Source organism: Fischerella major NIES-592 (genome assembly GCF_001904645.1).
Classification (GTDB): domain Bacteria; phylum Cyanobacteriota; class Cyanobacteriia; order Cyanobacteriales; family Nostocaceae; genus Fischerella; species Fischerella thermalis.
Genome location: NZ_MRCA01000002.1, coordinates 579,530 through 601,202, shown reverse-complemented (window position 1 = coordinate 601,202; position 21,673 = coordinate 579,530). Strand labels below are relative to the sequence as shown.

General features: G+C 40.4%; 22 protein-coding genes. 14 read left to right on the top strand and 8 right to left on the bottom strand.

Annotated features, from left to right (window positions below):
- Positions 1-390: 390 nt before the first annotated feature.
- From NIES592_RS06565 to NIES592_RS06555, 3 genes are all read left to right on the top strand, one after another.
- On the top strand, positions 391-1,746 hold the full coding sequence (locus NIES592_RS06565; RefSeq protein ID WP_073555329.1) for a helix-hairpin-helix domain-containing protein: 1,356 nt from the start codon (positions 391-393) through the stop codon (positions 1,744-1,746).
- A gap of 338 nt (positions 1,747-2,084) precedes the next feature.
- A complete protein-coding gene (locus tag NIES592_RS06560; protein WP_062250415.1) occupies positions 2,085-2,690 on the top strand; it encodes a hypothetical protein in 606 nt (201 codons plus the stop codon).
- 150 nt (positions 2,691-2,840) lie between these two features.
- Positions 2,841-3,152, top strand: a complete 312-nt coding sequence (locus NIES592_RS06555; RefSeq protein WP_016870914.1) for a DUF6464 family protein — start codon at positions 2,841-2,843, stop codon at positions 3,150-3,152.
- Positions 3,153-3,292: 140 nt separating this feature from the next.
- Here the strand turns inward: NIES592_RS06555 and NIES592_RS06550 are convergent, their stop codons facing one another.
- Positions 3,293-3,955, bottom strand: coding sequence for a class I SAM-dependent methyltransferase (locus NIES592_RS06550; RefSeq protein ID WP_073555244.1), 663 nt, complete (start codon positions 3,953-3,955; stop codon positions 3,293-3,295).
- Between the two features lie 259 nt (positions 3,956-4,214).
- Here NIES592_RS06550 and NIES592_RS06545 point away from each other — a divergent pair, with 259 nt between their 5' ends.
- Both NIES592_RS06545 and lepB read left to right on the top strand, forming a co-directional pair.
- Complete coding sequence (locus NIES592_RS06545) at positions 4,215-5,327, top strand: tetratricopeptide repeat protein (RefSeq protein ID WP_073555243.1); 1,113 nt, start codon at positions 4,215-4,217, stop codon at positions 5,325-5,327.
- A gap of 66 nt (positions 5,328-5,393) precedes the next feature.
- A complete protein-coding gene (gene lepB, locus NIES592_RS06540) occupies positions 5,394-5,966 on the top strand; it encodes a signal peptidase I (protein WP_009457543.1) in 573 nt (190 codons plus the stop codon).
- A gap of 99 nt (positions 5,967-6,065) precedes the next feature.
- On the opposite strand, the gene NIES592_RS06535 is transcribed toward lepB, so the two are convergent.
- Together NIES592_RS06535 and NIES592_RS06530 are read right to left on the bottom strand one after the other, a co-directional pair.
- On the bottom strand, positions 6,066-6,608 hold the full coding sequence (locus NIES592_RS06535; RefSeq protein ID WP_009457542.1) for a helix-hairpin-helix domain-containing protein: 543 nt from the start codon (positions 6,606-6,608) through the stop codon (positions 6,066-6,068).
- Between the two features lie 119 nt (positions 6,609-6,727).
- Positions 6,728-7,102 carry an NINE protein gene (locus tag NIES592_RS06530; RefSeq protein WP_026086346.1) on the bottom strand — a complete coding sequence of 125 codons (375 nt, stop codon included), beginning with the start codon at positions 7,100-7,102 and terminating at the stop codon, positions 6,728-6,730.
- Positions 7,103-7,415: 313 nt separating this feature from the next.
- Here NIES592_RS06530 and NIES592_RS06525 point away from each other — a divergent pair, with 313 nt between their 5' ends.
- Positions 7,416-7,739 carry a DUF1825 family protein gene (locus NIES592_RS06525; protein ID WP_009457540.1) on the top strand — a complete coding sequence of 108 codons (324 nt, stop codon included), beginning with the start codon at positions 7,416-7,418 and terminating at the stop codon, positions 7,737-7,739.
- A 334-nt stretch (positions 7,740-8,073) separates the two neighbouring features.
- On the opposite strand, the gene NIES592_RS06515 is transcribed toward NIES592_RS06525, so the two are convergent.
- Positions 8,074-9,993, bottom strand: coding sequence for a transglycosylase domain-containing protein (locus NIES592_RS06515; RefSeq protein WP_062243805.1), 1,920 nt, complete (start codon positions 9,991-9,993; stop codon positions 8,074-8,076).
- A 176-nt stretch (positions 9,994-10,169) separates the two neighbouring features.
- On the opposite strand from NIES592_RS06515, the gene tyrS reads away from it, so the two are divergent.
- The 3 genes from tyrS to NIES592_RS06500 all read left to right on the top strand — a co-directional run bounded on the left by tyrS (position 10,170) and on the right by NIES592_RS06500 (position 12,820).
- Positions 10,170-11,339, top strand: coding sequence for a tyrosine--tRNA ligase (tyrS, locus tag NIES592_RS06510; protein WP_062243801.1), 1,170 nt, complete (start codon positions 10,170-10,172; stop codon positions 11,337-11,339).
- A 90-nt stretch (positions 11,340-11,429) separates the two neighbouring features.
- Positions 11,430-12,149: an orotidine-5'-phosphate decarboxylase gene (gene pyrF / locus NIES592_RS06505; protein ID WP_073555242.1), complete on the top strand. Its 720-nt coding sequence runs from the start codon at positions 11,430-11,432 to the stop codon at positions 12,147-12,149.
- Complete coding sequence (locus NIES592_RS06500; RefSeq protein ID WP_073555241.1) at positions 12,146-12,820, top strand: hypothetical protein; 675 nt, start codon at positions 12,146-12,148, stop codon at positions 12,818-12,820. Before pyrF ends, NIES592_RS06500 begins: the two co-directional genes overlap by 4 nt.
- A 511-nt stretch (positions 12,821-13,331) precedes the next feature.
- Here the strand turns inward: NIES592_RS06500 and NIES592_RS06495 are convergent.
- Entirely contained in the window at positions 13,332-14,030 is a 699-nt protein-coding gene (locus NIES592_RS06495) for a uracil-DNA glycosylase (protein WP_073555240.1), read from the bottom strand.
- 256 nt (positions 14,031-14,286) lie between these two features.
- Between NIES592_RS06495 and NIES592_RS06490 the strand changes: the two genes are divergently transcribed.
- Positions 14,287-14,961, top strand: a complete 675-nt coding sequence (locus NIES592_RS06490; RefSeq protein ID WP_062250413.1) for a phosphoribosyltransferase — start codon at positions 14,287-14,289, stop codon at positions 14,959-14,961.
- A 346-nt stretch (positions 14,962-15,307) separates the two neighbouring features.
- On the opposite strand, the gene NIES592_RS06485 is transcribed toward NIES592_RS06490, so the two are convergent.
- Positions 15,308-16,099 carry a nucleotidyltransferase family protein gene (locus tag NIES592_RS06485; protein WP_062250411.1) on the bottom strand — a complete coding sequence of 264 codons (792 nt, stop codon included), beginning with the start codon at positions 16,097-16,099 and terminating at the stop codon, positions 15,308-15,310.
- Between the two features lie 185 nt (positions 16,100-16,284).
- Positions 16,285-16,608 carry a YkvA family protein gene (locus NIES592_RS06480; RefSeq protein WP_073555239.1) on the bottom strand — a complete coding sequence of 108 codons (324 nt, stop codon included), beginning with the start codon at positions 16,606-16,608 and terminating at the stop codon, positions 16,285-16,287.
- A gap of 226 nt (positions 16,609-16,834) precedes the next feature.
- On the opposite strand from NIES592_RS06480, the gene cbiT reads away from it, so the two are divergent.
- From cbiT to dps, 4 genes are all read left to right on the top strand, one after another.
- The gene (gene cbiT / locus NIES592_RS06475) at positions 16,835-17,437 is read left to right on the top strand and encodes a precorrin-6Y C5,15-methyltransferase subunit CbiT (RefSeq protein WP_009457531.1); all 603 of its coding nucleotides are present in this window, start codon (positions 16,835-16,837) and stop codon (positions 17,435-17,437) included.
- Between the two features lie 91 nt (positions 17,438-17,528).
- Positions 17,529-18,410, top strand: coding sequence for a phosphatidate cytidylyltransferase (locus tag NIES592_RS06470; protein WP_062243787.1), 882 nt, complete (start codon positions 17,529-17,531; stop codon positions 18,408-18,410).
- A gap of 436 nt (positions 18,411-18,846) precedes the next feature.
- Positions 18,847-19,740 (top strand): helix-turn-helix domain-containing protein, encoded by an 894-nt coding sequence (locus tag NIES592_RS06465; RefSeq protein WP_073555238.1) that lies wholly within the window; start codon positions 18,847-18,849, stop codon positions 19,738-19,740.
- Positions 19,741-20,160: 420 nt separating this feature from the next.
- The gene (gene dps / locus NIES592_RS06460) at positions 20,161-20,709 is read left to right on the top strand and encodes a DNA starvation/stationary phase protection protein Dps (protein ID WP_062243781.1); all 549 of its coding nucleotides are present in this window, start codon (positions 20,161-20,163) and stop codon (positions 20,707-20,709) included.
- Between the two features lie 217 nt (positions 20,710-20,926).
- Here the strand turns inward: dps and NIES592_RS06455 are convergent, their stop codons facing one another.
- Positions 20,927-21,643: an LmeA family phospholipid-binding protein gene (locus tag NIES592_RS06455; RefSeq protein ID WP_062243777.1), complete on the bottom strand. Its 717-nt coding sequence runs from the start codon at positions 21,641-21,643 to the stop codon at positions 20,927-20,929.
- Between the last annotated feature and the right edge of the window lie 30 nt (positions 21,644-21,673).

Below are 21,673 nucleotides of genomic sequence, written 5' to 3'. Positions count from 1 at the left end.
TCATTGATTTTAGTACAGTTTGACAATTTATGCTCAGTTGAAAGTTAGTAGTTAGTGGTTGGTTGTCGGTGGTTGATGGTTAAGTGTTTTACTCCTCACACTCCACCCTTACCTTAAGCCCAGGAGCGCGTCTACACCCCATCACCCCATTGCCCCTAATGCCCACTCCCTGTCGGTCGTAGGGGCCCCGAGTTCCCCACCTACCCATGCCATACACTCACAATTAGATTAATATGTATTTCACACTGAGTAAGTCGGTGGGAATAAACATAATATATGTTACGAACAGTAAAAAATGAACCAAACCCTTACTAATGACAAATTGTGCCGACTTACTTAAACAATTTTATAGAATTAACTAATTATCAAGATTTCAGTATATTAGAGAAAATGGTTAAAATTATCACTCGTAAATCATTAGGTACACAGAACGTATATGACATTGGAGTAGAGCAAAACCATAATTTTGTGATTAAAAACGGTTTGGTTGCTTCCAATTGTTTCAATAAATCCCACTCTACAGCTTACGGGTATGTAACTTATCAAACGGCATATTTAAAGGCTAATTATCCCTTAGAGTATATGACGGCGCTGTTAACAGCTAACAGTGACGACACAGATAAGGTGCAAAAATATATTGCTACCTGTACAAACATGGGTATTCAGATCGACCCACCCGATATTAATCGTTCTGGCGTTGATTTTACTCCTTTGGATGGTAAAATTCTGTTTGGATTGTCGGCAGTGCGGAACGTCGGACAAAATGCGATCGCTGCTATTTTAGAAGCCAGAAAATCTAAAGGTGAGTTTAAGTCATTGTCTGATTTTTGCGATCGCGTTGATTTGGGTGCTGTTAACCGTCGCACTTTAGAATCACTAATTTATTGTGGAGCTTTTGACAAAATTGACTCCAACCGTAATCAGTTACTGCATGACTTGCCTCTAGTATACGACTGGGCCCAATCCCGCGCCAAAGATAGAGCTACAGGACAAGGTAATCTCTTTGATTTATTAGGCGGCGGATTTGCTAGCAATACTCATAAAAATACAATACAAAATAGTTTTGATAGCGCCCCAAAAGCTAAACCTGTTCCTGATTTACCCCCTCAAGAAAAGTTACGTAAAGAAAAAGAATTATTAGGCTTTTACGTCTCAGATCATCCCCTCAAATCCATACGCAGTTCAGCACGAGTCCTAGCACCAGTTAATCTCTCTCAATTAGGTGAACAAAAAGAAGAATCTACTTTATGTGCAGTAGTAATGCTTAATAATGTCAAAAAAGTCATCACCAAAAAAGGTGATCCAATGGCAATCTTACAAATAGAAGATTTAACTTCTCAATCAGAAGCAGTAGCATTTCCTAAAACTTACGAACGTATTAGTTCACTTCTGCAAGTTGATTCTAGATTAATCATTTGGGGTAAAGTAGACCGAAGAGATGAGCAAACTCAATTTATTGTTGAAGATGCAGAAGCAGTAGAAACTGTACAAATGGTGATGGTAGAATTAAGCGTTCAACAGGCAGCTACGATTGAAGAACAACATCGCTTACGAACAATTTTACAAGAGCAATCAGGGGATAAACAAAAAGCAAAAGTCCCAGTAATCGGAATTGTGCAGTCTGGAACTTCCCGCCATCTCGTCCGTTTTGGACGTCAATTCTGGGTGCAGGATTCTCGAAGTGCTGTTTTAGCTTTACAAAATGCTCGATTCTCTGCTCACACACAACTACTTACTAATAATTAGATAATTACGTAAAAATTAATAGTAAACATTTATGTTCACTAAATCACAATACTAGTGTTATTAAAGTAATTTTGTGTATAGATCTCTTCTATCTTTATGTACTCTGTTTTTCTGCGGTTTATTAAAGCATTCTATATGGGAAGAGTTTAGTTATTAAGCAATACGGTTCAGATAAGACCACAATCTTTCACTGAACTATATTGGGTTATTGAGGAAAAGTAATTAGTTTTCCCATTGCCATTGTTCAGTAATTAACCGTAGCATTTAGAAATATAATATGTTTTTTAGTTACTTCTGCGGATGAAGCTCTCTTGGTAAACATGGTATCTTTTTATGCCATGAGAATAAATGCAGTAACCAGGGTAAGGAGCAAACACTTGGTAAGCGCAAATGCGCTAGATCAGTTTGTTACATATTGCAAAAAAATTCAACCTCAATCTCAAGAAGAAATTCAAAGATTTTTTGAGGGGGTTGTTGGGTTTCCTTACGATAAGGAACTTTTGTTGCAAGCATATTTATTTTTAAATATCAACAATTTATTTCCGACCTGTGCTGGGTTGTTGTTATTTGAAAAGTCTCCTATCGCCGACTATACAGATTTAGGTAAATGTGATTTCGTCTACCTTACTTCTCAAAATAAATTGTTTTTAATTGAAACAAAATTTATTGATACAGAAGCAACAGGAGCAACAGAAAGAAAACGAAGAAACAAACATAGAAACAAAGTTTTTGAACAGGTTATCACTCTGAAACATCGATTCAGTCAGTACTGGAATATCAAATTAGAGGAATTAGAATGTGGTGTTTTTACAACCGATCCGGAAATTGATTGGAGAGGAGATGACGTAAATGTCATAACTAGATCAGTGCCGATTGAAAAATTAGAAAAGTGGCGAAAACAGTATAAATTAGAAGGGGAAAGGGATGGGAAAAAAGAAAATTGAAACTTTTGATGATCTAAGAGTATGGCAAAAAGGTATTGAGTGAGTTAAGCAAATATAATATTTCCCTTGCCGCTTTATCCCTTACCCCTCCCTAAGAACTAAACTATGTAACACTAGAGAGGGAAAGCGCACACAAGAGGTATCAAGAAGGTGTTTAGAACACTTTTGGTAATTGCCATTGGTTTCTTACCATCGCTATTCTCCCTGTGGTTGATGCGTAAAACCCAGGCTAGAATGCGATCGCACCTCAGACGCGTGGCGAGAAATTTTCCCAGAGAACCAATTCCAGTAGATTCTAGACCAGAACCAAGCGATCGCTATTACTTAGAAGGAGTAGGTTATCTCATTGGCGACATCAGCTGTCGGTATAATGCTCGTTCTGGTTACTTACGCTGTGCTGTCAATCCTAGCGGACCGTGTGAGGGTTGCCGTTACTATGAAGCCAAAGAATTCCGTAAATGATAATTAATTTATGTTTGATGTGAATTGAAGCGATGACAAAAATTATATTTTATAAATCGACCACAGATAAACACAGATTGACTTGGTAATAAGTTAATTGCTAGTTTTTCACCATTACCAATTACCCATTATGACTATCTCTAACAATTCCAAGGTTTTTGAACAGTCCAGTGGCGATCGCTTGATTGATAAACTTCCACTCCCAAAAAACCCACTTCAGCAACTAAGTTGCTCACTTCATCTATAGTTAAAGCAGCGTGCAGAGAATCACGAAATAATTTTTTTTGATGCTCGTTGTATTCTGCACCAATACTGTCAACTAAAGCATTCATTGTTGCTTGATCGCGAGGTCGAAATAAATCACGAATAAAAATGCCACCGTTAGGTTTCAACACGCGCTTGAGTTCTTGAAAAAAAGACAAAGGATTTGGTAAATGGTGAACAAGACTATTTGAGACAACCATATCAAATTGCCTATCTCCGTAAGGCATGTGTTTAACATCTACCAATTCCAGGCGAATTTGCTCTTGCAAACCAGCTTCTTGAACATGATGGGCAGCAATTTGTAGCATACTTGCAGCTAAGTCAATTGCAATTACTTGCCACTTATGTCGCATTTGACACATTATAATTGGAATTCGACCCGTACCAGTACCAGCATCCAATACCACACCTTGCTCTGATGGCCCCAAAGCGATCGCTTCTTGAGCAAAAGCACTATTTACCTCAGTAAAATCCATTGCATCATACTCAATAGCCTCTTCGAGGCTATCCATCACTTCAGGTTCTAACACTCTTTCCATAGTCATTTGTCAATGGTCAATTTTCATTATGTTAGTGGTTAGTAGGGGCGAAGCATTTGTATGAGTATCTTTGCTGAAAACTAAATATCTTGGTACAAATGCACGCGGCCTACAGTGGTTAGTGGTTAGTGGTTGGTGGTTAGTAGTTAGTAGTTAGTGGTTGTTAACGATAGTTCAATTACCCATTACCTAACATGTAAAGAAAAATCTACCTTTTGGGAACACTAGACTTATCACCAAAATTATCAGGGAAAAGTCGATGTGGAAAGGCGGATTTAATCATAACTCAAAAAATACACTCCCCTTGCACATATCGGAAACATACCTCAAAGCAAGGAAACATAACACAATTACCCATGAATTTCAGGACAGTTCCCAAGTAGAAATCCAAGTTCTCCAGGAACAAGGAGAACACGCATTGGAAGCATATAGGCTACTACAACTTGGAGTTCAGCAGCAGCAAGCTGGTGAATTACATTTGGCAATGAAATCTTTGCAACAATCTTTGGCGTTGTTTCAAGTAGCTGGAGGTTGTCAAAAACAAGCACAGGTCTTTTGTTGTTTGGCCTTGATCGCTTATAACTTAGGTGACTACAAAGGTACAATTTCCTACTCCCAGCAATGTTTATCTCTAGCAAAAAAAACAGCTGACTTACAGTTGCAGATCCAAAGTTTTTCGCATATGGGCAATGCCTATCGTCACCTGGGTGAAAATCAAAAAGCAATTGAATCTTTACAAGAGTGTTTGCAGTTAGCACAGCAAGTACAAGATGGACGGAGCCAGATAGCAGCGCTGAATAATCTTGGATTAGTCTATAAAGCTTTAGGTGATCTATCAAAAACAATAGAGTTACAGCAGCAAAGTCTGTTAATTATCAAGCAGTTCCAAGACAATTGGGGCGAACAACAAGTATTAAAAAATCTCGGAAACGCTTATTATAGTCTGGGAGATTACGTAAAAGCGATCGATTACTACAAACAGTGTATAAAAATTTCTAAATATCTAAATAATTACCGTAGTGCAATTCAAGTTCTTAAGAATTTAGCTAATGCTTGCTATACTCTAGAAGAATACGCTGATGCAATTATGTATCATGAAGAACGTTTAAAAATAGCTACAGAAATACAAGATCAACGTTCTCAGGAACAGTGCTTAGGCAGCTTGGGAATAGCTTGTGAAGCCTTGGGAGATTATGCCAAAGCAATTGCTTACTATGAAAGGCGCTTGGAACTAGCTAGGATTCTTAATGACCGTCGTAGTGAGGAACAAACCCTTGCCAGTCTTAGAGTAGCTTGTGAAGCCTTGGGCGATTATGTCAAAGCGATGCAATATCAAAAGCCAGATCATGGTAGTGATAATATTGCTTATTAAAGATATATTTCGCGTCAATATAAGTAGAGTGTTCGTCTAATTTTGGAACAAAATAGCTAACTTCATATGACCTCTCAGAAAAGTAATACAAAAGATGCTTCTGCATCGTCAGGAGTATGGCACAGTGTGCGGGAAAATTTCGGTTTGATAGCTATTGCCTTAGTTTTGGCATTCTTAATCCGGACTTTTATTGCTGAACCTCGCTACATTCCCTCAGATTCAATGGTGCCAACTTTACATACAGGCGATCGCTTAGTAGTAGAAAAAATCTCTTACTATTTTCATCCTCCACACTTGGGCGACATCATTGTTTTTCAGCCACCGGAAAAACTACAACAAAAAGGATATCCGAAAGACCAAGCCTTCATTAAGCGTGTAATCGGTGAACCAGGTCAAACAGTGGGAATTTCTGATGGTAAGGTTTACATCAATGGACAACCCCTACAAGAAAACTATATTGCCGAACCACCAATTCAGCCGTTGACACAAGTGCAAGTCCCAGAAAACGAATTTTTTGTCATGGGAGACAATCGTAACGATAGTAATGACTCCCGTTACTGGGGCTTCTTGCCTAGACAAAATATCATCGGTAGGGCAGTTTTTCGCTTCTGGCCCTTTGATCGGATTGGGTTTGTTTAATCTTGTTGTTTGTTGGTAGTTGGTTGTTTCTAAAGCCCAATACCTAATAACTTTTGCCCTGTCATTTCCAAACAACAATCAACAACTAACCATCAACATTTAAAACCTGAGATAATACATCAGCTGGGCCAGGATGTCACCAGAGAGATTCAAGCGTCGCTGGAAATCTACTAAGTTACGATAGGGCCCAGCTGATTGGCGATTGTCAACGACTGCTTGAGCAATAGATGAGTCTATAAATGGTATTTTTGCTAAACTCTCAACTGTTGCTGTATTAGGATTTATTGTATAAGTAATATTATCTACAGATTCATCGTCATAATAACTAAAATTTAAAATCGCCTCTAAAGGCTTGAGTCGCTGCACCGATATACTTAAAGCAGCAGCTAAATCTTCTATACAGTAGAATTTTACACCAGTACGTGATAGTTCTACAAGAGATCGCGCCTGATGAATAGACAACCCTGGTAGGCGCAACCAATCATCTACATTCGCCTGGTTGACGTCTATACGTATACCTAAAGATACAGCGATCGCGATTTCTTCTATGGACTGAAATCTGTAGTAGGGGTCATTCAGCAGTTTAGAACGCAGTTTTTGCAATCTAGAGTTAAATGTAAATGGCAACCTGTTTTGGTTCATAGAATTTTTGTGGATACTGGTTAGTGGATAGTAGATAGTGGTTAGTAGTTAAAATTGCCCAACAACTACTAACCAATGTGCAGACGTGCCATGGCATGTCTGGTACAACCACTAACAAATTATGAAATTTGATCAAGCAATTGACGGCGTTTTTGTTCAAATTCATATTCAGAAATTAATCCATCTTGACGTAAAGCATCTAACTCACGCAAAGCATCTGCAACCGCCCCGACTTGATTTGCTCCTGAGTGTACAGAACGAACTACAGACTTACCTTGATTAAAATTCTGATCAAAAGCTTCTTCATCTTGAGCTAAATACCAAACTCCTTCAATGGCGCTTGCTACCTTCGGAATTGGCGTCCACGACAGCAGCACATATAAAACGCCCCACAACGGCTGTCCCAAATAAAACTTATGTAAACCAGAAATTGTTAACGTGCCAGCAAAAGCTAAAATTGCAGCAACACTTCGGCTTTTTCGCTTAGTCAACATCTTTGTTTCCTCATCCAACCAACCACGCAAAACAGCTATAGTAGCAAAGACCCTTGATAAAATTAGCATTGCTGCTATCTAAATATTTATTGTATTGAAGCTGAGGAATTGGTAAGGCTAATTGGTAATTGGGCATGGTTAACAACCACTAACCAATAACAAATTCGTCAAGTGTTGATATCTTGGTAAAAAACCGTACTTTAACCGAAGCTTATTTTTTAGGTTAGTTCCCTAGACTAAAATAGACCTAGAGACAAAAGTTTAAGACAAAGTGAGCTACTGGTCATCAGTACTCATAGGGTACAGAAGCAAAATGGGATTCTTTGACTCCGAGATAGTTCAACAGGAAGCAAAACAGCTGTTTGAAGATTATCAAGCGCTTATCAAACTTGGCAGCAATTATGGCAAGTTTGATCGAGAGGGTAAGAAGCTGTTTATTGAGCAAATGGAAGCGATGATGGAGCGTTATCGCGTTTTTATGAAGCGATTCGAGCTGTCTGAAGATTTTATGGCGCAAATGACTATCCAGCAGCTGAAAACTCAGCTTAGTCAGTTTGGTGTCACACCACAACAAATGTTTGATCAAATGCATATCACCCTAGAACGGATGAAAGCAGAACTGGAAAAACAGAACTAGAGGCTAGGGGCTAGAGGCTAGAAAATGAAAAACGAAAAATACAAAATTACGCCTGATGTGAATTGAATATGGAGACGCAATATTCCTTGCGCCTGGTAAAAAACGTTTTTTTAGAAATCGACCACCGATACACACCGATAAACACAGATAACACCGATAAACACAGATAACACAGATGGATCTTTCATGGGTGGTTGAGTGGTCATTGGTTTGTTGAGTATTTCCCATGATCTATTAGCGCCTTTGTTAATTCACATTAGACGTAAATTAAAATTTTTTAATTTCTGATTTTTAATTAACTTGTCCCTAATCCCCAATTTCTAGCTGCTAGTTCCTACTTTTTAGGACGAGGAAACTTAGATGGTGGCTTGAAGTACTCTACTGGCTGATTTTTAAGTGCTTGCAGCATAAAATCTCGCCAAATAGGAGCTACCATAGTGCCGCCTGTAGCACCAGTCGCTAATTGTCTATTGTCGTCTCTACCCACCCAAACAGCAGTTGTCAGCTGGGGTACAGTACCGACAAACCAAATATCTTTTTCTGAAGAAGTTGTTCCTGTCTTACCAGCTGCTGGACGGCCAATAGCCGCATTTTTACCAGTACCATCAGTAATTACTGATTGCATCACATTAATAATAGCTGCTGCTGCCCAAGGTTCCAAAACTAGCTGGGGCTTGGGAGTATTATCTAGCAACACATTACCACTACTATCAGTAACGCGGACAATTACTGTTGTTGGTGACTGCCAGCCATAATTGGCAAAGGTAGCATAAGCGCCAGCCATTTCCAAAGGCGTCACCCCAATTGCCCCAAGGGGTAAAGAAGTCACTGGTTCCATCGGACTCATAATTCCTAAGGTACGGCATGTCTCAACAACTTTGTTCATGCCAATAGCCTTACCAATCTTGATCACAGGGACGTTACGAGACAACTTCAAAGCAGTACGAATTGACATAGCTCCACCATAACCGCCGTCGTAGTTGCGGGGGCTATACCAACCACTACCATCTCGGTAGCTAACTGGAGTATCGTACACTATCGTTTCTGGGTCGTACTTGCCAGTAGCAAAAGCGGCGTAGTAAACAAAGGGTTTAAAGGCAGATCCTGGTTGCCGATAAGCTTGGGTGGCGCGGTTAAATTCACTCGTTTTGGAATCTACACCTCCCACCAACGCTTTTACGTAATGGGTGCGGGGATCAATTGCCACCAAGGCAATTTGGTTCTTAGATAATCCTTGCCCAAGTAACTTTTTGTGCCACTTCCTGACGGTATCCTCTGCCATTGCTTGAAACTTGGCATCAACGGTGGTTTGTACCCGCATTCCACCTTTTAACAAAGCTTCACGACCAAATTTCCTTGCTAGTTCTTGAGATACGGCGTTGGTTACATAAGGTAAGGCACTACCTTGGAACGACCGAATTCTACCTAGTTTGATTTTTTCTTTTAAAGCGTCGTCGTATTCTTTTTGAGTAATCCAGCCCAAAGTCAGCATTCGTCCCAAAACTTCCTTTTGCTGGTATTTAGCTTTTTCCATACTGACAAACGGGCTAAACTCCTCTGGGGCTTGGATTAAACCCGCCATCATTGCCGACTCACCTAGAGTTAAGTACTCTGCCGACTTATTAAAATAACTGCGCGCCGCTGTTTGCACACCGTAGTTGTTGTGACCCCAATACACTTGATTGAGGTACATTTCTAAAACTTGGTCTTTTGTAAGTATTTGTTCAAGGCGAATTGCCAATACTGCTTCTGCGATTTTACGGGTAAATTCACGTCTGCGCGACAAAAACAGGTTTTTCACCAATTGCATGGTGATCGTAGAACCACCCTCACGCACGCCACCAGCTACCCAGTTGGTAACAACAGCACGCCCCACACCTTTGGGGTTAATGCCGTGGTGAAAGTAGAAGTCAGAGTCTTCGCTTGCTAGTACTGCACGTTTGAGGTGCGGGGAAATTTTATCTAGTGGTACTACCTCTCGGTTAGCTTCACCGTGGATACTCGCTAATAACTTGCCCTTGATGTCATAAATATAAGTAGTTTCTGAAGGGAAAAAATTACGTAGCTGTCTCACATCAGGCAAGTTGCGGAAACTGATGGCTAAACCAACTAATCCTCCCGCGACAATGGAACTCGCTAGCATGGTAATTGATAGCAGAGTACCGCCAGCTACCTGACCGACTCCTTTCAAAAACTCAACGCCAGATGAAGGGCTACCTTGGGATTGCTTTTCTTCAAAAGTCCTAGACGACACGGCGTTCTCACTTCCTCACTTGTAAATATAACTATAATTTCTTCAAGTCAGCAAAACGATTAATTTTTTGCAATTATATTAGTTTGGCAGATAAAAGAACGGAAGCATTGCTAGTGACTATAACCCACCCAACTTCCATATTGCAAAGTATAGATAACAGTCAATATCCTAATAATATGGCGCAGAATTTTTCTTGGTTACATCGCGGCGTTGTCGAAATTTTTCCACAACCAACTGATTCGGACAGTGAATCTGAAAGTTTAGAAAAGCGCTTAGCCACAACCGACCGACCTTTGCGGATCAAATTGGGCATTGACCCGACAGGCGCGGACATTCACCTCGGTCATAGCATACCAGTAAGAAAACTGCGAGCTTTTCAAGATGCTGGTCATACAGCAGTGTTAATTATTGGTGATTTTACGGCACGGATTGGCGATCCTACAGGAAAGTCAGATGTACGTCGCCAACTTACACAACAAGAAGTTGAAGCAAACGCTCAGACTTATCTTGATCAAGTACGACCTATATTAGATTTTGACACACCCGGAAGGTTAGAGGTGCGATATAACTCAGAGTGGCTTTCTAAGCTGGACTTGGGCAAAATTTTAGAGTTGCTCTCAACCATGACAGTGGGGCAAATGCTAGCGAAAGAAGGATTTGCTGAACGTTATAAAAAAGAGAATCCTATTTTTCTACATGAGTTCCTCTATCCGTTAATGCAGGGTTTTGATTCTGTGGCTGTGGAAGCTGATGTGGAATTGGGTGGTACTGACCAAAAATTTAACATAGCGGTAGGGCGAGATTTACAGCGTCATTTTGGACAGAAACCCCAGTTTGGTTTACTATTGCCTCTTTTACTTGGCACGGATGGTCTGCAAAAAATGTCTAAGTCTTTAGGTAATTACGTAGGATTACGAGAGCATCCTAGTCAAAAGTATCAAAAATTGCAAGGTATTCCAGACCACCTGCTCAAAGATTATTTTGAACTGTTGACAGATTTACCTCTAGACAAACTACCAGAAAATCCACGCGATCGCCAAAAACTACTCGCGCAAGAAATAGTCCGGCAGTATCACGGACAGAGTGCCGTCGATAACATTGAAGCAGGAGATCTACCCGAATTTTCTCTATCTAAAGTAGAATTTCCGGCAAAATTATCCTATATTCTCAATGCTAGTGGCCTATGCAAAAGCAGTGGAGAAGGAAAACGGAAAATTCAAGAGGGTGGTGTGCGACTCGATGGCGATCGCATCACCGATGTGGATACTGCTTTCCAAGATAAAAGCGAATTGTACGGACGGGTTTTGCAACTCGGGAAAAATAAGTTTGTCAGACTTGTACCATGATCGGTAATGGGTAATGGGTAATAGGGAATAAAAAATACCAATTACCAATTACCAATTACCAATTACCAAGACTAACGTGATAGACCCTAAATGAAAGCAGAGCAAAAAATTATTGTTCCCTTAGATGTAGCAAATATAACAGATGCGATCGCCCTGATAGAAAAATTGCCACAAGTCAGTTTTTGGAAACTAGGTTTAGAGTTGTTTACAAGTACAGGACCGCAGATTCTCCAGGAGTTAAAATCCCGGCAGAAGCGGATTTTCCTGGATTTAAAATTTCATGATATCCCTAACACCGTTGCTGGCGCTTGTCGAGCGGCAGCAGGTTACGGCGTTGATTTGCTGACAATTCATGCTACAGCTGGTAGAGACGCCCTGAAAGCAGCAACAGAGGCAGTGCAAACAGGTGCAGCACAAGCAGGAGTGGAACCGCCCAAACTGATTGCCATCACAGTTTTAACTAGTATTTCTTCCCGACAGTTGGCATTTGATTTAAAAATTCCCCTAGAATTGCCAGAATATGCTCTGGAAATGGCATTGATGGCACAAGAAGCAGGATTAGACGGGGCAGTTTGTTCGCCCCAAGAGGTGGCACAACTGCGGGATAGTTGTGGAAATGAGTTTTTACTAGTTTGTCCGGGGGTACGTCCCACTTGGGCAGAAAAAGGAGATCAAAAGCGATCGCTTACCCCCAGCCAGGCACTACAAGCAGGAGCAAATTACCTTGTAATTGGGCGTCCCGTCACTGCTGCTGCTGAACCTGAGTTAGCCTGGAAACAAATTTGCGAGGAGTTAGCAACAGTGGCATGAAGCCTAAAGCTAAAAAAAATCAAAGAGTGGAGGAACGTTTAAACGGTAAAGGGAAAAATGCCAACCCTTTACCCGACTTCTGCAAAAAACCTAATTGTTGCTTGTGGCTTGCAGCTTGCAGCTTCTGGTTGTTCACCTCAAATTTCCTTAATTACCAAGCATTCGCACAGAATCCTACCTCTTCACCAAACAGCAGGGAGCAGTTTTTTTGTTCAGAACCAAATCTAGAAATATTGACTACACAGCTTCTGCAAGATTTACCTAGTTATGCCAATCGTGTTATTCAACGCGCCCGCCGTTTTGGTAGAAAAACCGATATTTTTAGTTACGTATTAGCAGCAGGTAGACCCGAGTTTACACCACTACCCCTAAATTTAACTGGAGAAATCCCTAAAGAATTAAAATATACTGAAAAAGATGTTAAACAAGTCTTTTTTACTACTTTAGAGCGGCAATATATTGGTAAAAAAGCTGTGGAATTACAACAATTTCACTGGCTATTTTTAGCAAAAGCTGAGAATGGATGGTGGATGGTAATGATGTTTTCTCGAACTGCTTCTGACCCTAAACAAAATCCTCCCACACCACCACAGGATAGCAGTCACGGTGTTATTGCCCAAGGGATTCAAACATGGTTAAGAGATTGTCGTGCAGGAGATGTGCGATTTTGAAGAAAGGCACAGGAGATACTCCTTCGAGTTCAAGGAGTGCCGTGGCAGATAGCAGAAGGCAGCTATGTACAATTAGGGGGATTGGGATCTGCCACTGTCGTGTTGACCACCAAATAGAAGATTTGCGGGGGTCTTAAACCCAAGTGGGCTGTGGCTTAAAACAGATAGCTGGTAATCACAACTGCGGAAACTATCAAGACGTTGAAGTTGATAGTTGGTGCTGACTTGTCAAGGATATAGAAATCCTATTTGATTTTTGCACGGAACTCACTACAGTTTTTGTTCTCTATTACCCGTTAAAAGTTCCTTAGCTCAACGAATAATTTACGCCTAATGTGAATAAAACTATGACAACAATCCTGTTTTTATACTCGAACACAGATGAACACAGATGAACACCGATAATCTATTTGTGTGCATCTGTGTGCATCTGTGTTCGTTAACCAAAATAAAACCTGGACAATTGCCCAAAAATTTTATGTTGCTTCTTCAATTCACAATTAGGCGTAATTCATAATTCATTATTCACAATTTCATCATATTTAGCGCGGACTGCTTGGATATCTTGCCACATCAACCATTTAGGGCTACCAACTTCGCGGGAAGGGTTACGCAGTAAGTAAGAAGGGTGAAAAATCGGCATACATAAACGTCCTTCCCACTCCATCCAAGTTCCACGAATTTTAGTAATCCCTCGTTTATCACCAATTAAACCTTTGACAGCAGTTGCACCTGTCAAAAGAATAATTTTTGGGTTTACTAAGCGAATTTGTTCTAATAGATAAGGTTTGCAAGCCTCGATTTCTTCATTGGTAGGAACTCGGTTATTTGGTGGTCGGCATTTATTTATGTTGCATATGTATACGTCTTTTTCTGTATTTAGTTTTACCGATTGCAGAATTTTTTCTAAAAGCTGTCCTGCTCGACCCACAAATGGTAGCCCTGTTTCATCTTCGTTTTGTCCAGGTGCTTCACCTACAACCATGATCGGTGCTTTGAGGCTACCGCGTCCGACAACAGCATGGGTACGAGTGTTTCCTAAATTACAGCGATGACACTGATTGCAATGCTGTGCTAACTCGACTATATCGGCATAAACTCCTGTAGGAATGGGAATTTTGGCATCTGTGGGTATTAATTCTTTTTTATCAAAATTAGATGCCTGTAAATTAGATTCCCCAAAAAGACTAAGTTGATGTTCGCTGCTCATGAAACTTGCAATATTAATCTAAGCACAAGGTGTCTAATCTGAGTAAAATTTTTAACCCAAAAACTTGCACATTTAGCCCAGCAGTGCAGTACCTCGTGTCTGCTAACATTACGAAATTATACTTTCATTGGGCTATTGGTGAACCTTTCTACCAACAAAAGTGTTTTTTAGTTTAACAAAATAGAAATTTTGTTCAATTTGACAAAAATTCAGTCATGATCAAAGCAACGGTATCGTCATGTACTGGGGGAAAACAATGTCAAATACCCCGCTTTTTAATGATCGTACCCAAGCTGGAGAAAGACTAGCCGAAGTAGTTCAGGCGACTTTAATTAAACAAGCATCGGCATCTGAAATCAAGCCTGTACCAATTGTCTATGCTTTGCCGCGAGGTGGACTAGAGGTAGCAGCACCAGTTGCGCGTGTTTTGCATTGTCCATTAACAATATTAGTAGCGAAAAAGATTAGCCATCCAGAAAATCCAGAGTTGGCAATTGGTGCGGTGACTGCTTGTGGGAGTGTAATTTGGGAGCAGTCAAGAAGATTATCTCAAAGAAATAATTGGCGATCGCACACAGCATTAGATACAGCAGTTAACCAAGCAAAATCTTTGGAAGCAAAGTTAAGTGTTGCTTGCCCACAGGTGAATACAGAAGGCGCTATAGCCATTATCGTTGATGATGGTATTGCCACGGGAATGACAATGGCAGTGGCTGCTGTTGCGATCAGAAAACGTTCTCCAGCAGAGATTTGGTTATGTGCGCCAGTCGCACCACTACGATTAGTACCCTGGTTGCATCAATGGGGCGATCGCGTCATTGTTTTAGCCACACCAGAACCATTTGCCAGTGTGAGCAATTTTTATCAAGAATTCCCCCAACTAGAAACCAAAGAAGCTTTAATGTATCTACAACTAGCTCAAGAGGAATGAAAAAAAAGAAAGCGATCGCTGTTTTTAAGATCAATGACAAAGCGATCATCTTTAGAGAAATTTAATTTTTGAAAAATTCCCCTACGGGCTTATCCCCATCCCTCAAGGGCTTGTCATTACCCACATTTTTGTAATAGTTGGAGTTCGCGTCTTCTGTTATCCCGCCCAGAACTAAAGTTCTGGACTCATAGCCTAAGTCCACTTAAGTGGACTGAAATTTTTGTCGAGTCTACTATTTACTAAGTGCGATCGCAAAGTACACACCACAAAACAACAATGCAAGTAAAACATCAGATACTGCTATTGTCAGTATCATCTATTGAATTTACCCACTTTTGAGTATGAGTTAAAAAACCTCATGACTCAATTGCTGTACAGATCGCACTAAATCATTTGGCGTACCAATGTCTAAGTAAGTTCCATCCGCAAATACTTCTGCTTGTACGTGAAAACCCTGTGTAATTGCAGCTTGAATGACGTCTCCAATTGGCACTTCTGATAACTGAGGCAAATTAGGATTAGCCTTGAGAGGAATGAGGTACTCATGCAGAAACTGAGTAAAAGCTGGTGTCCAAACGGCAATACCCCACATATAACGCAATTCTGATTGACGGGGTTTTTCGATTATTTGCTGCACTCTACCTGTATCATTGAAGTCAACCATACCTGCTTTCTCTGGTTGATCAGTAGGGAATAATCCCAAAACCACATCTGCTTGAGTTCCCTGTTGACGTGCTAACACCTTTACAAAGGCATCTTTGGGTTGAAATAAAATATCAGGAAAACCCAATGCAATTATTGCATCCCGAACAAAAGGGTAAGCTTGATCTAAGGTAAATGGTACACCATAAGGTAAACCCATAATTAGATAGCCCAAGCTCATAGAAAGCATAGCACCATCCCGAAAATACTCCGGAATATCCCACTTCCCCGGACGCAAAATAAAGTATGCCTGATTAATGCCTGCCAGTTGCATTTTTTCTAGCAGATACTGACAAACCACTTTCGGTCGCCAGTTATTTGGCTCACCAAAATCTTGAAAACCGACAGGATATAACTCTTTGCTTAATGGTAAAGGAGAAATCCGTTTTGCCTGTCCACCTGCTGGTAGCAGTCCAATAACTTGGCGATCGCTCATAAATTCTTTATTGGTTGTGGTCATTTGTCATGAGTTTAGTAGTTATTAGTTTTTCTCCACCTCTCCCTTGTCCTCTGTGTCCCCCTTCCCTTCCAATCCCCAATGCAAAATTGTATAAAAAATACCCCCTTCCCAAGCCATTCTGGCAACAGAAGGGGTGATTCAATTTTAAGATTCGGTTGTAACTACTTAACAGAAACTGCATCAACATCTACAGTCGTGCTAGAGGTAGAATCCTTAGTAGTATCAGTGGCTTGAACTTCTACATTGGCGTCTATATTATCTCGACGCGCTTTGAAACCTTCAATTACCAGCCCTGATACCTCAGTTACCAGCAAAGTTAAAAGAAAAACATCGTCAATTTGTCCCACAATCGGTAAGAAGTCTGGGGCGATATCAAATGGACTGACAAAATATAATAGTGTTCCTAAAATTACCCACCAACGGTATTTAGGGTTACGAATCAAGTCGCGATACCAGGTATAAAGAGATTGAACTGAAAATTTCATGACCATCACCTCTAGTTATTTTTAATTTTGGCAAATGATTGTTGATAGTTCTTGGGGAAATAACCGTCATAACATGTCTGGAAGTTGCTACCAAAATTGGGAGATAGGGGATAGGTGATAGGGAAAATGGAAGGAAGTATTTTTCTTTTTGTCTCCCCAATTCCCGATACCTAATCCTCGATCCCCTATCCTCAATCCCTAATCCTAAACTCCTAGTTAAACTTGTATGTCTTCCCAACTCTGGCCCTACCTAAGTCCTGGTATTCCCGATGATTTATTTGAGCATTTGCCAGGAATTCCCCTTAGTCAAAGAGAAATTAGACTACTGTTAATTGCTCAATTACGCCTATTACCCAACACGGTTTTATGGGATATTGGTGCAGGTACGGGTACTATTCCCGTAGAAGTCGGATTGCTATGTCCCCAAGGACGAATCATTGCAGTAGAACGGGATGAAGAAGTTGCTAACCTAATTCGTCGTAACTGCGATCGCTTTGAAGTCAAAAATGTTGAAGTTATCGAAGGTAGCGCTCCTGAATGTTTGCATAATCTCAAAGAAACACCCCACCGTGTCTGTATAGAAGGTGGACGGGCTATCCAGGAAATTTTGCAAGCAGTCTGGGATTATTTGCCACCATCAGGTAGAGTGGTCGCCACAGCTGCTAATCTAGAAAGTCTGTATGCGATTTCTCTAAGCTTTGCCCAGCTGCAAGCGAGAAATATTGAAGTTGTACAGTCTGGGATTAACCGCTTGGAAACACGTGGTTTTTCTCAAACTTTTACTGCTGTCGATCCAATTTTTATCCTCAGTGGTGAAAAGTTAGATTAAATTCAATAACAACAAGCTAGGAGATTACTCAATTCAAAATTAAAAAATCTTAATTGATTAGTCTCCAGTCCCTAGTCTCTATTTTCTATCTATGCCTTGGTCTCGAATTTTTAGTGGAATTGTTGCGATCGCTGTTGCTTTATCAGCAACTGTTTTGGGTGGATGGTACTTTACTATCGTATTTGCAATCATTATCTTTTTAGGTCAAAACGAATTTTTTGATTTGGTCAGAGCAAAAGGCATAGCTCCTACTGTCAAAACCACTATGGTTGTCAGTCAAATTCTCCTAGCAATTTGTACACTAGATGGCTATTTGGCTGATGCTGTTATGCCCTTGGCAGGTACTTTTATCTGTTTTTACTTGCTATTTCAACCCAAAATGGCTACGATCGCGGATATTTCCGCTTCAATTTTGGGGCTTTTTTATACCGGCTATTTACCGAGTTACTGGGTAAGATTGCGAGCATTTAACACCACAGATAGCAATCTTCCTCTGGGAGGCTACTGGCCTCCAAGTTGGGCAGATTTCTTCGCACATAAACACTCAGTTACTTTACCAGATGGTCTCACAGCTACACTGATGACTTTCCTTTGTATCTGGGCAGCAGATATTGGTGCTTATACCTTTGGTAAATTTTTTGGCAAAACCCCCTTATCTGATATTAGCCCGAAAAAAACTGTAGAAGGTGCTGTGTTTGGTGTTGCTGCGAGTGTGATGGTTGCATTTGCTACGGCTTACTATTTTAACTGGCCTAAATACCCTATTACTGGTTTGATATTGGGCTTGTTAATTGGGATCGCTGGTCTTTTAGGTGACTTAACTGAATCAATGCTAAAACGAGATGCTGGCGTCAAAGATTCAGGGCAACTAATTCCTGGTCATGGTGGCATTTTAGACCGTACTGATAGTTATATTTTTACCGCTCCTTTAGTTTACTATTTTATATCTCTTCTATTACCGTTATTGATTTAGTTAGTGGTTAGTTGTTAGTTGTTAGTTGTTGGTTAGTGATTGGTTGTTCATTAGTCATTTGTCACTATTTATTCTCCTCACACTCCACCCTTACGGGAAGCCGCTACGCGTCTACACACTCCTCACACTCCTCACATCACCCCATCACCCAAAGCCTAGCTTCATAAATCTAATTGAATTTCTAGTGGTGCTGATGGCAAAGATTAGAAATTTCAATTATTGACTTTAAAAAGCAACCCTAAAAAATATACTTTAATAAAGATAAGAAATATTATATTATCTCAATACAACTCAATACAACAGACAACGTTGTTACATAACAGTTATTGACAAACCATATCAATTTATAGGCTGCATTCGACCAACCACTTCGTACTCATACAAATAATTTTTTTGAAAAAGTGGCAATAACAGCCCAGCGGCAAAGGAGAAGCTAATGCGAGGGGAACAGTCCCTGGCCATTGATGTGACTAGAGTAGATGTTCGTAAGCATGTTCTCACCAAACCGCCCATGTTATCAAGCCATGAATCAGGATGGGAAAAACTGGGTTTGGAGTATCACGTCCAGCCTGCCTATGAAAGCCCGGAACATTACTCTACTAATTATGTGCTTGTAATCAGGATTAGATGTCAGTTATCATTGGAAAGGTGGCTAGGTGAATGCCATAAAAGTGAGATCTCCATGCCAGGGGATGTTGCAGTCATTCCACCCTACGTAACTCACAGAGCAATCACTGTAGAGGAATCTGAATTTATTGCTTTGACTTTGGATTCTGAATTAGTCGCCAGAATTGCCAATGAATCACTTGATTCAGACGTAGTTGAAATCATACCACACTTTTCCAAACCTGATCCTTTGATTTATCAAATTGGGCTTGCTCTCAAGAGCGCACTAGAATCTAACAATTCTGTTAGTCGTCTGTATGCTGATTCTATGGCAACTGCATTGTCAGCCCATTTGTTGCAGCATTACTCTGCTCCAAAACACTCTCTGCAAGATTACCGAGGAGGTTTACCCAAACACAAGCTACAAAGGGTAACAGAATATATCATTGACCATTTGGCAGAAGATTTGTTGTTGGGAGCAATGGCTCAGGAAGTTGGTATGAGTAGATATCACTTTGCCCGATTATTCAAGCAATCCACAGGCCTTTCTCCCTATCAGTACGTAATTCACTGTCGAATTGAGCGTGCTAAGATGTTACTCTTACAGAGTAAACTCAAAATATCTGAAGTTGCTTCGATCGTAGGTTTTGCAGATCAAAGCCAATTTACACGTCATTTCAAGCGTCTATTGGGAGTTACACCCAAAGAATTACGTAGGAAATAGCAATAATATTCTAAAAAAGCAATAATCATCTATACAGCAACAATCAAGTTCATCTACGTTTAGATAGAAGATTTAAAATCCCTATTGGTATCGGCTAGTGGTGTTCAGCCCTAGCAATCCCCTCAATATCTGCCCTAACAGGCAGCTAGCTGTCTACAACCCAAAGTAAACCGATGGGTAAAGTTTAAATATTAAGGGTAAAGGGACTTTTCATCTATAATTAACCCTTTCCCTTTTTCCCCTCTTCTTTACCCTAACCTCTGCAATGAGTCTGGTGCTTGTAAGGTAATCAACAGGTGTGAGGGGGAGCAAAGCTTTAAGCAAAAGTCTGAAAGTGCATCTCAACAGATACTTGTGCCAAAAGCGCTAGCTGGGCGTTCTACCACTAGATATTTTTCCTTTCTTCTCTAAGGAGAGCGAATGAACGGTAGTAGTGAGCCTTGTGGTAAGCGCCTGGATACATATGAAATTAGTCTACCCTTACAAGTTCGAGCGCAACTTATTGATATTCTCAATCAAACGCTGGCAACCACGATCGATCTCAAGACTCAAATTAAGCAGGCATATTGGAATGTTGATATTACAAATTCCCACAATCTGCACGAGTTGTTTAATGAAATCGCAGTTGAATTAGATTTGTATATTGATTTGCTAGCGCAGCGAGTCACAACTCTTGGAGGTTTGGCAATTGGTACTGCTCGGAGTGCAGCAGGATTATCAGTTTTACCTGAATATCCCCTTCATATTGTAGAAGGTAAAGATCATGTGAGTTCGATCGCAGAGCGTTTGGCTATATACGGAAATTTACTCTGGGAAAACATTGATCGAACAGCGGTTTTGGGGGACGCTGACACAGCCTATCTTTATGCAGAAGTTTCTATGGTGGTTGATAAGCGTTTATGGTTCCTAGATGCTCATCTGGTCAATTCGGTTTTGCAAGTGAGTAATCAACTGGCAGAATATAACTAAATATTATGTTCGCTTCAATACTTATACTGTCGCGCAGGCTGATAATGGGTAATTAAGATACTGATGATTTTTCCATGCCCGATGCTTAATGCCCAATACCCAACAACGAAGCATAATATCGTAACCAATTAGCCGAACTTGATATAAGCTTCGCAGGTCAAGAGGATAAGGGTTAAAGGAAAAAGGTATCTTTCTTTCCTTTTCTCTTTCCCCCTGATTAAGGGTTAACACTAATTCGTCCGTGACAAACTAATTTGCCTGGGAACAGTTTTAGGTGTTGGATATCAACATCTGAACCCAAATTGAGATAGTGTCCATTGTGGCTTTCTAGAACTATTCCCCTATTGTTTTTTGCCTGGATGTATGATATGTGCAACTCATGAGCGCTGAGTAACTCAATGTCTGCACACACTTCTAAAACTGTGGGGTTGGTTTCAGTAGGTTGAGAAATGTAAAGTATTATCCGACTGTCATCAAGAATAATTTTTTGGTAAAAAATTGACTTGGATTTTGGACACTGTTCTGGTAAAAGTTTATCCAGTACATCATTTAAAGCAGTTGACAACAAAGAAGATGAAACAGAAGCGTTAAGTTCGTCCTCCTCTACTATGACTTCGCCAACCACTGGTACAGTTTCTAACAGCCGTAGTGGCTGACCCTTGAGTACTGAGCCAATGTTGATACGAATATTTTGTGCCACCAGTTGAATTTGCGTAAGATGAATATCTTGGTAAACGACGTGACTAGCAAAAATCGACACCCAAGGAATGTAACCAGAGAGAATATCGCGATCGCTCGCCTTAATCTCGACTTCCAACTGAGAGACTTGGCTAACTTGGGATTTTAGCCATAATTTGAGTGCTTTCGTCAGCACATTCGTAATGATGTGAATTTTTTTGTTTTGAGTTAGCCTTTCCAAGTTGTTTTGTGCCATCTACCACTCTATTATTTGCTTATGATTAAT

Bases quoted from the DNA above. Each gene is read 5' to 3' on its own strand.
- tyrS (WP_062243801.1), top strand. From the start codon at position 10,170: ATGGCGCAGAATTTTTCTTGGTTACATCGCGGCGTTGTCGAAATTTTT.
- NIES592_RS06490 (WP_062250413.1), top strand. From the start codon at position 14,287: ATGTCAAATACCCCGCTTTTTAATGATCGTACCCAAGCTGGAGAAAGA.
- NIES592_RS06470 (WP_062243787.1), top strand. From the start codon at position 17,529: ATGCCTTGGTCTCGAATTTTTAGTGGAATTGTTGCGATCGCTGTTGCT.
- lepB (WP_009457543.1), top strand. From the start codon at position 5,394: ATGACCTCTCAGAAAAGTAATACAAAAGATGCTTCTGCATCGTCAGGA.
- NIES592_RS06545 (WP_073555243.1), top strand. From the start codon at position 4,215: ATGTGGAAAGGCGGATTTAATCATAACTCAAAAAATACACTCCCCTTG.
- NIES592_RS06525 (WP_009457540.1), top strand. From the start codon at position 7,416: ATGGGATTCTTTGACTCCGAGATAGTTCAACAGGAAGCAAAACAGCTG.
- NIES592_RS06485 (WP_062250411.1), bottom strand. From the start codon at position 16,099: ATGAGCGATCGCCAAGTTATTGGACTGCTACCAGCAGGTGGACAGGCA.
- pyrF (WP_073555242.1), top strand. From the start codon at position 11,430: ATGAAAGCAGAGCAAAAAATTATTGTTCCCTTAGATGTAGCAAATATA.
- NIES592_RS06530 (WP_026086346.1), bottom strand. From the start codon at position 7,102: ATGTTGACTAAGCGAAAAAGCCGAAGTGTTGCTGCAATTTTAGCTTTT.
- NIES592_RS06550 (WP_073555244.1), bottom strand. From the start codon at position 3,955: ATGGAAAGAGTGTTAGAACCTGAAGTGATGGATAGCCTCGAAGAGGCT.
- NIES592_RS06560 (WP_062250415.1), top strand. From the start codon at position 2,085: ATGAGAATAAATGCAGTAACCAGGGTAAGGAGCAAACACTTGGTAAGC.
- dps (WP_062243781.1), top strand. From the start codon at position 20,161: ATGAACGGTAGTAGTGAGCCTTGTGGTAAGCGCCTGGATACATATGAA.
- NIES592_RS06495 (WP_073555240.1), bottom strand. From the start codon at position 14,030: ATGAGCAGCGAACATCAACTTAGTCTTTTTGGGGAATCTAATTTACAG.
- NIES592_RS06535 (WP_009457542.1), bottom strand. From the start codon at position 6,608: ATGAACCAAAACAGGTTGCCATTTACATTTAACTCTAGATTGCAAAAA.
- NIES592_RS06455 (WP_062243777.1), bottom strand. From the start codon at position 21,643: ATGGCACAAAACAACTTGGAAAGGCTAACTCAAAACAAAAAAATTCAC.
- cbiT (WP_009457531.1), top strand. From the start codon at position 16,835: ATGTCTTCCCAACTCTGGCCCTACCTAAGTCCTGGTATTCCCGATGAT.
- NIES592_RS06565 (WP_073555329.1), top strand. From the start codon at position 391: ATGGTTAAAATTATCACTCGTAAATCATTAGGTACACAGAACGTATAT.
- NIES592_RS06465 (WP_073555238.1), top strand. From the start codon at position 18,847: ATGCGAGGGGAACAGTCCCTGGCCATTGATGTGACTAGAGTAGATGTT.
- NIES592_RS06500 (WP_073555241.1), top strand. From the start codon at position 12,146: ATGAAGCCTAAAGCTAAAAAAAATCAAAGAGTGGAGGAACGTTTAAAC.
- NIES592_RS06480 (WP_073555239.1), bottom strand. From the start codon at position 16,608: ATGAAATTTTCAGTTCAATCTCTTTATACCTGGTATCGCGACTTGATT.